General features: G+C 66.0%; 10 protein-coding genes. 9 read left to right on the top strand and 1 reads right to left on the bottom strand.

All coding sequences use genetic code 11. The features are described from left to right. Positions 1-15 precede the first annotated feature (15 nt). Positions 16-1899, top strand: a complete 1884-nt coding sequence (locus NOV72_RS26420; RefSeq protein WP_106857489.1) for a pyruvate kinase — start codon at positions 16-18, stop codon at positions 1897-1899. Here NOV72_RS26420 and NOV72_RS26415 read toward each other — a convergent pair. Further along, positions 1864-2934 carry a LacI family DNA-binding transcriptional regulator gene (locus NOV72_RS26415; RefSeq protein ID WP_245933160.1) on the bottom strand — a complete coding sequence of 357 codons (1071 nt, stop codon included), beginning with the start codon at positions 2932-2934 and terminating at the stop codon, positions 1864-1866. The genes NOV72_RS26420 and NOV72_RS26415 overlap by 36 nt on opposite strands. A gap of 205 nt (positions 2935-3139) precedes the next feature. Here NOV72_RS26415 and NOV72_RS26410 point away from each other — a divergent pair, with 205 nt between their 5' ends. The 8 genes from NOV72_RS26410 (at position 3140) to NOV72_RS26375 (ending at position 12580) form a co-directional block, all read left to right on the top strand. Then, positions 3140-4516 carry a uracil-xanthine permease family protein gene (locus tag NOV72_RS26410; RefSeq protein WP_106857487.1) on the top strand — a complete coding sequence of 459 codons (1377 nt, stop codon included), beginning with the start codon at positions 3140-3142 and terminating at the stop codon, positions 4514-4516. A 9-nt stretch (positions 4517-4525) separates the two neighbouring features. Beyond that, positions 4526-5944, top strand: a complete 1419-nt coding sequence (locus NOV72_RS26405; RefSeq protein WP_106857486.1) for an amidohydrolase family protein — start codon at positions 4526-4528, stop codon at positions 5942-5944. Positions 5945-5956: 12 nt separating this feature from the next. After that, positions 5957-6676: a sulfite exporter TauE/SafE family protein gene (locus NOV72_RS26400; protein WP_106857485.1), complete on the top strand. Its 720-nt coding sequence runs from the start codon at positions 5957-5959 to the stop codon at positions 6674-6676. Positions 6677-6728: 52 nt separating this feature from the next. Then, on the top strand, positions 6729-7817 hold the full coding sequence (locus NOV72_RS26395; protein WP_106857484.1) for a porin: 1089 nt from the start codon (positions 6729-6731) through the stop codon (positions 7815-7817). Between the two features lie 139 nt (positions 7818-7956). After that, positions 7957-8328: a YciI family protein gene (locus NOV72_RS26390; RefSeq protein ID WP_106857483.1), complete on the top strand. Its 372-nt coding sequence runs from the start codon at positions 7957-7959 to the stop codon at positions 8326-8328. Beyond that, a complete protein-coding gene (locus tag NOV72_RS26385) occupies positions 8325-9572 on the top strand; it encodes an RNA polymerase sigma factor (protein WP_106857482.1) in 1248 nt (415 codons plus the stop codon). Before NOV72_RS26390 ends, NOV72_RS26385 begins: the two co-directional genes overlap by 4 nt. Positions 9573-9802: 230 nt before the next feature. After that, positions 9803-10969 carry an NHL repeat-containing protein gene (locus NOV72_RS26380; protein WP_106857481.1) on the top strand — a complete coding sequence of 389 codons (1167 nt, stop codon included), beginning with the start codon at positions 9803-9805 and terminating at the stop codon, positions 10967-10969. Positions 10970-11338: 369 nt separating this feature from the next. After that, the gene (locus NOV72_RS26375) at positions 11339-12580 is read left to right on the top strand and encodes a helix-turn-helix transcriptional regulator (protein ID WP_146150050.1); all 1242 of its coding nucleotides are present in this window, start codon (positions 11339-11341) and stop codon (positions 12578-12580) included. The last annotated feature ends 73 nt before the right edge of the window (positions 12581-12653 follow it).

Raw genomic sequence — 12653 nt, 5'->3', positions numbered from 1 at the left:
TCGCGCAGCGCGAACATGATGCAAGCCGATACTTCGTGGACCGAACAGCTCCGGCGCGCGCGCGTCGGCGTGGAACAACTGCGGCACGATGCCCGCGCCGCCGAACAGGAATTCGCTGCCGAAATCGCGCAGGTGCCATCCGACAGGCGCATGAGCGCGATCAATCTCGTGCATTACCTCGCCGTGCGACGGCACGATGTGCGCGCCCTTCAAGAGGAACTGGCGTGCATTGGACTCAGCTCGCTGGGACGAATGGAAGCGCATGTGATGGCGTCGCTGAACGCGGTGCTGCGGGTGCTCCACACCTTGCTGGGCGAACCGGTTCCCGACGATGTCTTGCAACCCGGGCCGGTTTCTTTCGATTCGGGCGCGACGCTTCTCGCCCGCCACGCCGACGACGTGCTCGGCCCGCCGCCGCAAGCATGCAGAACCCGCATCATGGTGACGATGCCCGGCGACGCCGCCGACGACCCCGAACTGATTCAAAGCCTGATCGACGCCGGCATGGACATCATGCGCATCAATTGCGCGCACGATACGCCCGATACCTGGCGGCGCATGGCGACGCAGTTGCGTCACGCCGATCGCGACCGAGAGAAACGCTGCCTGATTTCGTGCGAACTCGCCGGGCCGAAACTTCGCACCGGGCCGATCGAAGCGGGACCGGCGGTCGTCAAATGTCGTCCGTCGCGCGATGCGTTGGGACGCGTCACGCGCGCCGCGCAAGTGCGATTCGTCGCGCAGACGCGCGATGCAAAAGACACCGGTGCGGCGATTCCGGTCGGCGGCGCGTTCATCGAAAAGGCAAGCGCCGGCGACACGATTCGCTTCGTCGATGCCCGAGGCCGCAAGCGAACGCTCGAGGTGCGTACGACACGCGGCGGCGAATGTCTCTGCGAAATGGACCGGACCGCGTACGTCGTGCCCGGAACCGTGCTCAAACTCCGGCGCGACGGTTCGACGATCGCGAAGGCAAGAGTAGGCGACTTGCCGGCGCTCGACGGCTTTCTCGAACTCGATGCCGGCGACACGCTGGATGTGGTGCGCGGCGACGCGCCCGGCCGCCACGCAACGCGCGACGAAAGCGGCCAGTCGCATCCCGCGTCGATTTCGTGCGCGGTGTCCGAAGTTTTTGCCAGCGTGCGGGCCGGCCAGCCGGTCCTGTTCGACGACGGCAAGATTCGCGGCGAAATCTCCGCCGTCGGCGACGACCGGTTTCGAGTGAAGATCCAGGGTGCGAGCAAGACGAAGCTCAGGGCGGGAAAGGGCATCAACTTGCCCGAATCGGAACTGCGGCTTCCCGCGCTGACGCGCGAGGACATCGAACATCTGGAGCAGGTCGCGGAGTACGCGGACGCGGTGGCGATGTCGTTCGTGCAGTATCCGGGCGACGTGGACGACCTGTTGCGCGAGATCGACCGGCTCGGCGCGGCGAAGCTCGGAATCGTGCTCAAGATCGAAAAGCGCACCGCGTTCGGCAATCTGCCCGAACTGCTTTTGAGCGCGATGCGCCATCCGAAGCTCGCCGTCATGATCGCGCGTGGCGACCTGGGCGTGGAGGTGGGTTTCGAACGGCTGTCGGAAGTGCAGGAGGAAATGCTCTGGCTATGCGAAGCCGCGCACGTACCGGTCATTTGGGCGACGCAGGTGCTCGAATCGCTGGCGAAAGGCGGCCTCGCATCGCGCGCGGAAGTCACCGACGCGGCGATGGCCGGCCGCGCCGAGTCCGTCATGCTGAACAAGGGACCGCATATCGTCGAGACCCTGGGTTTTCTTCGCGATGTGATCGCCCGGATCGGCGAGCATCAGACGAAGAAGTCCGCGCGGCTGAGAAGACTCGACGTGGCGGGATCCCGGCCGCGATCATCGGGTATCAGCGATGCGGACCCCGCCGCCTGACGCCGACGATCCGCGCATCACGAGTTTCGGCAAGGCCGGCACGACCGATTGCGCGCCGCCCTTGCTCGCGAGATGCGCGAACAGCAACTCGACCGCTTGCAGCGCCATGTCGTCGAGATGCAGATCGACGGCGGTGAGCGGCGGCCGGCAACTGCGCGCGCGCGTGCCGTCGTAGCGGGTGACGACCTTGATGTCCTCCGGCACGCGCTGGCCCGCCTGCGCGATCGCCTGCACCGATCCGACCGCGAACGCATCGACGAGCGCGCACAGCCCGTCCACGTCGGGGTGATCGCGCAGCAACGCAGTGCACGCGTCGCGTCCCGCGTCCTCGCCGCCCGATTCGTCGGCGACCGCGATCACGGGCGTCATGCCGTGCGCGGCGCAAAAGCGCTCGTAGCTCGCGCGCGCTTCGATGTACGAATTGCGCTGCTGCGCGCCGATGAGCAGCGCGATCCTGCCGCAGCCCTGCTCGCGGAGATGGTTCAGCAGCAACGCCGTGGTCGCCGACGAATGGATGTCGACGAACGGAACGGCATCGTTGCCCGGCTGGCGTCCGAGACAGACCACCGGCAGGCCGCGATCCTGCAGATGCGCGACGTTGGCGTCGTCCATCGTGGGTTCGATGACGATCGCGCCGTCGATGTCGAGTTGTTCGAGCGGCAGACGTCCCGCCATCACCGGCGGCACGAGCACGAGCGCAAGCCCGCGCGTGAGCGCGGCGGCGGCGGCGACGGCGGCGACTTCCATCAGAAAGCCGAGCCTCGACGCGCCGCCCGCGATTTCGAAGGGCATCGACGAAATCAGTGCGATGGTGTGCGCCTCGCCCGTGCGCAACCGCTGCGCCCGTACGCTCGGTCGATAGCCGAGCGCGCGCGCCGTTTCCTTCACGCGCTCGCGTGTTTGCGGATCGACGTAACCCTTGTCGTTGAGCGCGTGCGAGACGGTCGTCGTGGAGACGCCCGCGGCGCGCGCCACATCGGCGATAGTGGGCCGCTGCTTGTTCGGCGCCGGGCTTTGCATGGTCGTTGTGCTCACGTTTCGATGCGGGATTTTCGCATGGCGATTCGACGTCGATTCCTCCGATCAAACACCGCGCGGTTCGGTGAAATCCCCTGCTTGACAGCAAAAAAACGATGCACCATTCTACGATCACAAATCGATTTGGGGCAGAAGCCCATTTCTTTTGTCGCAATCCCAAATCGATTTGGGATTCCATAAACGTCCACCGGAGTCGTCCGTCATGGCCCACCATCCGCCGGTTCACGCAGTCGACGAGCGCCTGCCGCTCGCGAAGCTCATCCTGTTCGGTTTGCAGCATGTCCTCGTCGTGGCGGCCTCGCCGATCACGGCCGTGTTTCTGGTGGCGAAGGCGCTCGGGCTTTCGTCCGCGCTCACCGTCGATCTGATCAGCGCGACCTTTCTCGTCTGCGGGCTCGGCACGCTGTTGCAGTCGTTCGGGCCGCTCAAATTCGGTGCGCGCCTGCCGTTCATCATGGTGCCGGGCGGCGCGCCGGTCGTGCTGTTCGTGCTCATCGCGCAGCAGACGAATCTGCAGACCGCCGCCGGCGCGACCATTCTCACGGGCGTGTTCTACTTTCTGCTGCTACCGGTTTTCGCGCGCTGCCTGCGCTTCTTTCCGCGTATCGTGATCGGCACGATGCTGATTCTCGTCGCGGTCAATCTGATCCGCATTTACGGCGTGGTGATCGTCGGTATGCCGGGCACGGCGGAGTTCGGCAACCCGCTCGGCATCGGGCTTGCGCTCGCGACGGTCGGCTTCACGGTGCTCTTCGCCAAGATCTTCAAGGGGATGCTCGGGCAACTCGCCGTGCTGCTCGGCCTGCTCGCGGGCGCGGCGCTCGCGTGGGCGCTCGGGCTGATGAGTTTCGCGGATGTCTGGCGCGGCGCGCTTCTCACGCTGCCCACGCCGCTGCCGTTCGGCATGCCGCGCTTCGACGTGCTCGCCGCGCTGCCGCTGCTCATTTTCAGCGTGATCTCGATGGCCGAAGCCACCGGTCAGACCGTCGCGATCGCGGAAGTGGTCGGCAAGGAAATCGATCCGCAGACCGAAGTGCCGAAGACCATCCGCGGCGATGCGGCGATGTCCGTGCTGGGCGGCCTGTTCGGCACGTCGCTCATCATCACGAGCAGCGAGAACATCGGCATCGTGCAGGCGACGGGCGTGCGCTCGCGCTTCGTCACGGCGGCGGCGGGCGTGCTGCTCGTCGTCATCGCACTCATCGCGCCGCTCGGCCGGCTCGCGAACGCGATTCCCGCGCCGGTCGTGGGCGGCACGGCGCTCATCGTGTTCTCGATCATCGGCGTGATGGGCATCAATCTGCTGCGTCAGGTCGAGCTGCGCTCGCGCGCCAACATGTACACGCTCGCCGCGGCGCTCACGATGGGCGTGCTGCCGATCGTCGTTCCCGGCGTGTACAGCCGCTTTCCGGCCGCCCTGCAGATCGTGCTGGGCAACGGCCTCGCGATGGGCGCGCTCACCGCCGTTCTCGTGAACGCGCTGTTCGCGCATCTGAACCTGAGCTGGCGCGAACGCCATGCCGCCGATCCCGCCGCGCATCTCGAAGCCGCCGTCAACGACAACCGCTCCTGCCACTAAAAAACCATCATGAAGAACGATTCCCTCGCGCCCGCCCGTCTGCAAGACGACGAACTTCTGCTCCTGCCCGCTTACGTGCTGCTCGCCGACGGCCCGCAGCGCGACCATGCCGTGGTCGTGTCGAACGGCACGTTCACGGCGGTCGGCCCGGCCGATGAAGTGATCGCGCGCCATCCGCATCTGAACCCGCTCGCGCTGCCGGAGAAGCTCGTGATGCCGGGTTTCGTCGATGCGCATCATCATCTGACGCAATCGTTCGGCAAGGCGCTCGCGTTCGGCGAGCCTTCGGAGATTTATCGGCGGATCTGGGTGCCGCTGGAAAACTGTCTCGACGAAAACCTCGTGTATCTGTCCGCGAAGCTCGCCGCGCTCGAAGCGCTGCGCGGCGGCTTCACGACGGTCTGCGACGCGGGCACGCGCGCCGCCGGCGATGCCTCGACGATCGCCGCGGCCACGCAGGAAATCGGCGTGCGTTGCGTGCTCGGTCTCATCTGCAACGATCTCGCCGACGACATCGATGCCCGCGCGCGCGCCGCGATCGTCGTCCGTGCGCAGCAGCATCTGGCGCGCTGGGAAGGGCATGCGCTGGTGCATCCGTCGCTCGCGGTCTCGGTGCCGGAAGCCGGCTCGGACGGCATGCTGCAAACGGCCGCCGCGCTCTGCGCCGACGCGGGCGCGGTGTTTCAGACGCATGCGAACGAGCATCTCGCGGCGGTCGAGCGCTCCATCGTGCGACGCAAGATGCGGCCGATCGAGCATCTGCATTACGCGGGCGCGCTCGGGCCGCAGACGCTGATCGCGCATGCAACGCTCGTCACGCCTTCGGAGCTGAACCTGCTGGCCGGAACCGGCGCGGCCGTGAGCTACAACCCGGTCGCGAGTTCGTGGAAGGGCAATGCCGTCGCGCCCGCGTTGCAGATGGCCGCGCTCGGCATCCGCTTCGGTCTCGGCACGGACGGCACGCGCAGCGACGCGTTCCGCCTGATCGACGCCGCCGAAACCGCGCAGCGTTTCGCCTTCGGCCTCGCGACCGGCGATTCGTCGTGCGGCGGAGGCGAGCTGTGGCTCGATCGCGCGTTGCGCGGCGGCGCAAACGCGTTGCGCCTGGACGCGCGCATCGGCGAGATCGCGCCGGGCAAGGCGGCGGACTTCCTGCTCGTCGATCTCGACGTGCCCGAGATGCGGCCATCGTGGGATCTCACGTGGGAACTCGTGCGGCTCGCGAATCGCAGCCAGATCGACGCCGTGTTCGTCGCCGGCAAGCTGCGTCTTTGGCAAGGCTGGCCGCTCGACTGGGACGCACGCGCCTTCCTGCGCGAAGTCGACGCAATCGCGAGCGAAGTCGTCGCGCGCGCGCCGATCCAGCGCGTTCACAGCGCGCCGCGCGTGCACGACGCCGCATCGGAAACGTTTCTGCCCATCGCCTGAAGGAGCTTGCTTGTGAGTCTGACTGTCTTCATCGTTCTCGCCGCGACCGTTGCGATCGCCGCGTTCATTCAGGGCGCGGTCGGCGTCGGCTTCGCGCTGATCTGCGCGCCCGTGATCGGTCTGATCGAACCGGAACTGCTGCCGGTGTCGCTGCTGATCCTGATGCTGCCGCTGAACGTGTATCTCGCCTGGCGCGAGCGGCCCGCGCTGGATTCGAAAGGCACGCTCTGGATCACGGTCGGCAGAACGGCTGGCGCGGTGGCGGGCGTGTGGATCATTTCGCGCATCTCGGCGCACGATCTCAACGTGTTTATCGGCGCATCGACGATCGCGGCGGCCGTCGCGACGTTGTGCGCGCCGAGCTTCCAGCCGGGCCGCAACGCGCTGATGGCGGCGGGCGCGGTGACGGGCATCACCGAAACCGCGACGGGCATCGGCGGCCCCGCGCTCGCGATGGTCTTCCAGCACTATCGCGCGCCGGCGCTGCGTTCGACCATCGCGCTGTGCTTCGCGATCGGCGAGGCGCTGTCGCTCGCGATGCTGAGCGTGACGGGCACGATCACCAGCGCGAAGTTCATGTCGGCGCTGTGTCTGGTCCCGCCGGTGATCGCCGGTGCGTGGATCAGCCAGCACGTGCATCAGCGGCTCAACGCGCGCGCGTTGCGCATCAGCGTGATGGCGTTCGCCATCGTCTCGGGCGCGGCGATTCTCTATCAGACGCTGGCCGCCTGAAACCTCGCCGGCGTCCGGCCGGCTCATCCTTTCGATCGAACGAGAGACCCTTATGAACAAGAGTCGGAATGCGCTCGCCTTGTCGATGCTGCTCGTCGCGGGCGGCGTCAACGCGCAAAGCAGCGTCACGCTGTACGGCAGTCTGGACGCGGGCGTCGGGTACGTCAGCAATCTGCGCGGCGGGCGCGCGTTCATCGCGCAGCAAGGCACGCTGCAGGCCGATCGCTGGGGCCTCACCGGCGTCGAGGATCTGGGCGGCGGACTGAAGACGGTGTTCAAGCTCGAATCCGGCTTTTCGACGATCACCGGCGCGATGTCGAGCGCGGGCACGCTGTTCAACCGGCAGGCGTATGTCGGGCTGAGCGAGAGCCGCATCGGCACGATCACGCTCGGACGTCAGACGGATTTTCACTTCGAGATGCTCGGACCTTTGTCGACGGCGCAGACGCTCGGCGATTTCTCCGCGTTTCATCCGGGCAATATCGACGGTCTGGGCAATACGGTGCCCGTCGAGCTGTCGAATACGGTCAAGTTCCGCAGCCGGACGATCGCGGGCGTGACGGTCGGCGCGATGTACGGTTTCACCAACCAGTCGAGCAGCACGACGGGGCGCACCATCAGCTTCGGCGCGACGTACGGCTACGGGCCGCTCAATCTCGCGGCGGCTTACTCGGAGTACCACGATCGCACGGTGAATCTTTCCGGCGGACTCGGGCTGACGAGCTTCGAGGGCATCGCGCTGACGGGCGGCGCGCCGTTCGTCGCGGACAGCGTGAGGAACGCGGGCATCGGCGGGAGCTTTCAGATCGGGCGCGTGCAGTTGCATGCGCTGCTCACGCAGGTGCGCATCGAGGAACGGGGCAGGGCGGAGAATTATCGGACGATCGACGGCGGCGCGAATGTTCAGGTGACGCCCGCGTACATGATCGGCGTCGGCGCATGGACCACGACGCTCGCCGGCGAGCGCTGGACGCAGGTGACGATCGCCAACGTCTATGCGCTCTCGAAGCTCACGCAGCTTTACGCCGACGTGATGGTCGAGCAGGCGTCGTCGGGCGCGGTGGCGAACACGCTGGGGATCGGGCCGTCGTCGTCGAACCGGCAGACGGTCGTGCTGGCGGGCATTCATCACCTGTTCTGAGCGTGTCGCGCGCGCCGATGTGCGTTACGCTGAGCCGCAACGTTTTTTTCGGCCGCGTGTCCGTCGGCGCAGGGCTCGCGCGTCATCGTGATGGCGGCCGGCTTCGATGCGCCCGCCTCAACCCGTGACGGAGGCTCAAATGCAATATCTGTTGATGATCTATTCGCAGGAAAACGGCTGGAATCAGATGTCGGACAGCGAGCGGCAGCAGGGCGTCGCCGCGTATCAGGCGTACACCGAGTCGCTGAAAAAAGCGGACGTGCTGGCGGGCGCCAATCGCCTGCAACCGACGAGCACGGCCACGACGGTGCGGCTCGTCGACGGCAAGCCGCAGGTGCTCGACGGACCCTATTCCGATTCCAAGGAGCAGCTTGCCGGCTACTACCTGATCGACGTGGCCGATCTGGACGCGGCGATCGCGTGGGCATCGCGTTGTCCCGGCGCGGCGCACGGTCTCATGGAAGTGCGCCCGGTCTGGACGGCGCCTTACGACGCGCCATCGGCGGCATGAGTCAGCCGCCGGGCGACGCGGCGAGTGCGATCGCCGAGGCGGTCGCACGCCGCAGCTACGGCAAACTCGTCGCGCTGCTGGCGATGCGCACGCGCGACGTCGCCGCAGCCGAGGACGCGCTCGCCGATGCGTTCGCCGCCGCGCTCGCCGACTGGCCGGAGCGCGGCTGCCCCGCGAATCCCGAAGCGTGGCTGATGACGGTCGCGCGCCGGCGGGCGATCGACGGCGCGCGGCATCGCCGTGTCGGCGACGACGTGACCAACCAGCTCGCGATCCTCGCCGACGAGATCGACGAGCGCGAAGCGGGCGCGCTGCCCGACCGGCGCCTCGCGCTGCTGTTCGCGTGCACGCATCCGGCGCTCGAAGCCGCGATTCGCACGCCGCTCATGCTGCAGGTGGTGCTCGGACTCGAAGCGAAGACGATTGCGTCGGCGTTCCTGATGTCGCCCGCCGCGATGAGCAAGCGCCTCGTGCGGGCGAAGCACAAGATCCGCGAAGCGGGCATTCCGTTCAGCGTGCCCGAGCGCGAGGAATTGCCCGGCCGGCTCGCCGCCGTGCTGGAAGCCGTGTATGCGGCGTATGCGGAAGGCTGGACCGATCCGGCGGGCTGCGACAGCGGGCGGCGCGATCTCACCGGCGAGGCGCTTTTTCTGGCGCATCTGCTCGTTGAACTGTTGCCCGACGAACCGGAGACGCTCGGTCTGCTCGCGCTGATGCTGTATGCGCAGGCGCGTTGCGATGCGCGACGCGATGCGGCCGGCGACTATGTGCCGCTTTCGGCGCAGGATCCGGCGATCTGGAACGCGCCGATGATCGATGCCGCCGATGCCCTGCTGCGGCGCGCGAACACATTCGACGCAATCGAACGCTTTCAGCTCGAAGCCGCGCTGCAATCGGCGCATGTGCACCGCTGCCGCACGCGTCGTCCGAACTGGGACGAGATCGTGCAACTCTACGATGCGCTGTTCGCGATTGCGGCGTCGCCTGTCGTCGCGGTGAATCGCGCGCTCGCCGTGGCGGAACGCGACGGTCCGCAGCCGGCGCTCGATGCGCTCCAGCCCTATGCGGACGATCCGCGCCTCGCCGACTATCAGCCCTATTGGGCCGCACGCGCCGATCTGCTTGCACGCGTCGGCGCGACGGCCGAAGCGCTCGGCGCATACGATCTCGCGATCGGACTCGAACGCGATCCGGCCGTGCGGCGCTTCTTGCAGCGGAGGCGGGCGGAGGTGTGGCGGTCGTGAAAAGCGTCGTCGCATCGTTGAGGTGATCGGGATAACGAAAGAAAAAATCGTCCAGACTTCCGGCGTGTCTCACCATTCCGGTGCAGATTTTCCCTCCCCGTCGATAAAGACAGCGGAGATCACGGGTCTACATCGTTTGGTGGATGTGCCGCGCGTCTGCGGCACGTATCGTCGAAGCAGGCATCGTCCGAGTGCGGTGCCTGACACGCCAAACAAAACAGGAGCCTGTGATGAAGAAGAACCCGCATCGCATTCGGTTGCTCATGAACGTGGCGCTATGCTTTGCGGCGCTTGTGTCGGCCACGAACGCACGATCGGACGACCGCAACGCGCGGAACGATTTTGGCGCGGTCGACGATGTGCTCGCGGTCGGCGTCTTTGGGCCGGGCGATCCAGCCACGCCGCCGGAGCACTCCACCGTCAAGTTTTTCGATGCGCGCTCGGGCAGGCTTCTTTATCAGTTGCCCGACGCGAGCGGCGGACTGGCGGGCCCGACGGGCATCCTGTTCGACGACGGCCGCATGATCGTCGCGAATCAGAACACCAATCGTCCGTTCAAGGGAGAAGTGCTCCAGTACGGACCGGGCATCAAACCCGGCACGCCGCTCGTATCGCGCGGTGACGCAAATGCGCCGCTCGCGCCGCGCGGCATTCTTCTCGTGCAGCAACGCGGCAATGGCAAGCGGCTGTTCATCGCCGATCTGGGCGACCCGGCCAGCGACGTCAACGGCAAGTTGCTCGTCTTCGACATCAAATATGGCAAGGCCATGTTCCGCCACGACATGAATCCCGGCGCCGACGTGATTGGCGCCGAATTTCGGCCGCGCGGACTCGTGCTCGGACCGGATGGATATCTTTGGGTGACGCTGGCGTACTTGACGACACAGTGCGGCGGCAAGGTCGCGCGGTTCGACCCTGTGACGCTGAAGTACAAGGACACCGTGCTGTCCAATTCGTCCGATTGCAGCAAGGACGCCAACCATCTGAACCGGCCTGAAGGGCTCGCGTTCGCGCCGAATGGCGACTTGTTCATCACCAGTTTCAAGAACGTCAACGTGGACGCCGACATCGACCGCATCCTGATTCTGCGCGCCGACGACCGCATCTATCGACGCCCGCAGCCGCAACTCGACTTCATTCCGCTCGACGTTTCGGGCGACGAGCGCACGTCCACTCAGGCGCTCGTGTTCGGTCCGGGCGGCTATCTCTATGTCGCATGTCTGCAGAACGGCGAAGTGCGCAAGTACGATGTCGTGACCAAAGGCTATTGGACGATCGTGCCGCCGGGAACGCAGCTCACGATGCCGTTCTACCTCAGCTTCTTCAAAACCAACCCCGCGACCCTCGACTACGAAGGACGCGACGGCCACCGCAAAGATTACAGAACGCCGAATTGAAATGTCAGCTTGAACGTTAGCTATCCTTTTTGTCGGCCTGCCGTGCACATACCGTCTTCAGGCGTTTTTCACACCTTTCGAGTACGAGCGGCTTAAGCGATTTGAAAGAACTGTATATCTCTTTCACTTTATCGAAGTGATGTACTAACGTGTTTGAAAGCATCGCTCGCCACCGGTGTAACGTACGGCAAGGACGTATATATCGCATCGACGAAAAGCTCGACGTTCACTCGCGCGACGCGCTTCGCCACAACCTTCGCATGACCGTCCGCACGAATTCCCCTGCGCAATGGGCTTCGTGCATTGCACGCGGAACTGATCTCGCTTCATGCACTTGCGCCTCGGGAAACCGCAGCGCGCGCGTACTACATGAAAGAGGTGAAAGATGCGAACGATCATGGAGGAGAGACAGCCGCCCGCGAGCGAACAGGACGGCATATTCGCCGCACCGGGTTGCTCGCGATGATGCCGGCGGCGGAGCTCGCCGATCTCATTGGCGCGATCTACGATGCCGGCATGCTCCCGCGAATGTGGCCCGAGGTGCTCGAGCGCATCGCGGCGGTGTTGGGCGGCATGCGTGCGGATCTTTGGGTCGGCCATCCCGACGGGCATGTGCGCGCGGTCGATTTCATCGGCATCGAGCCGGCGTTCCGCATGAGCTACGAGCAGCATTTCGGCAGGCTCGACCCGGTCTTCTGGCCGGTGACGATGCTCTCGCAAGGCACCATCCTCACCGATGCCGTCGTGCCGCGCGCGCGGCTCGAACGCAGCGAGTTCTATCAGGACTGGGTGCGTCCGCAGAACGTGCATAGCATCGCCGTCGTGAATTTTATGCGCACGAATACGGTGTCGGGCGTGCTCGGGGTGCCGCGCGCCGTCAACGGCCGCCCGCTCGATGACGCCGATCTGCAGACGCTCGGTCTCCTCGCGCCGCATCTTAGGCGCGCGGTGCAGATGCAGATGCGGCTCGATGCCGTCGCCGCTCGAGAGCGCATCACGAGCGCGGCGCTCGATGTGCTGAGTCACGCGATTCTGATCGTCGATGCGCGCGGGCATCCGCTCTTCGTGAATCGTGCTGCCTACCGGCTGATCGAACGTGCCGATGGTCTTTCGACTCACGCCGGCCTGCTGTGCGCGAGCACGGCGCGGCTCACGCAGAAGCTGCATGCGCTGATCGCCCGCGTCGCGGCGGCGTCCGGCATGACGCGCGGCGGCGCGATCGCGCTGACGCGGCCTTCGGGCGGGCGCGCGCTGCACGCGCTGGTCGCGCGCCTGCCGAACGAGTCGGGCTGGCCCTTCGTGACGGAGTGCGCGCATGCGGCGCTGATTCTCATCGGCGATCACGAACGCGAAGCGGTTTCGTCCGAAGACATGCTGTCGAAACTCTACGGCCTCACGCCCGCCGAAGCGCGCATCGTCGGCCGCCTGGGACGCGGCGAATCACTCGCGGCCGTGGCCGATTCGCTCGGCGTGGTGACATCGACGGCCCGCACGCATCTGCATCACGCGTTTGCGAAGACAGCGACGCAACGACAGTCCGATCTCGCGCGACTCGTCGAACAGGCGGCGGTTCTCGCGGGCGGTCACGAAGACGTGAATGCGCGGTATTGAAGCGATATCGCCTCGGTTCCAGATGAATAGGTATCCGAAGCAAAAAGCGGCATCGATCCGCTAGCGATGACGA

The organism is Caballeronia novacaledonica (assembly GCF_900258035.1).
Classification (GTDB): domain Bacteria; phylum Pseudomonadota; class Gammaproteobacteria; order Burkholderiales; family Burkholderiaceae; genus Caballeronia; species Caballeronia novacaledonica.
The sequence above is the reverse complement of the archived record's forward strand: the minus strand, read 5'-3'. Positions and strand labels throughout refer to the sequence as shown.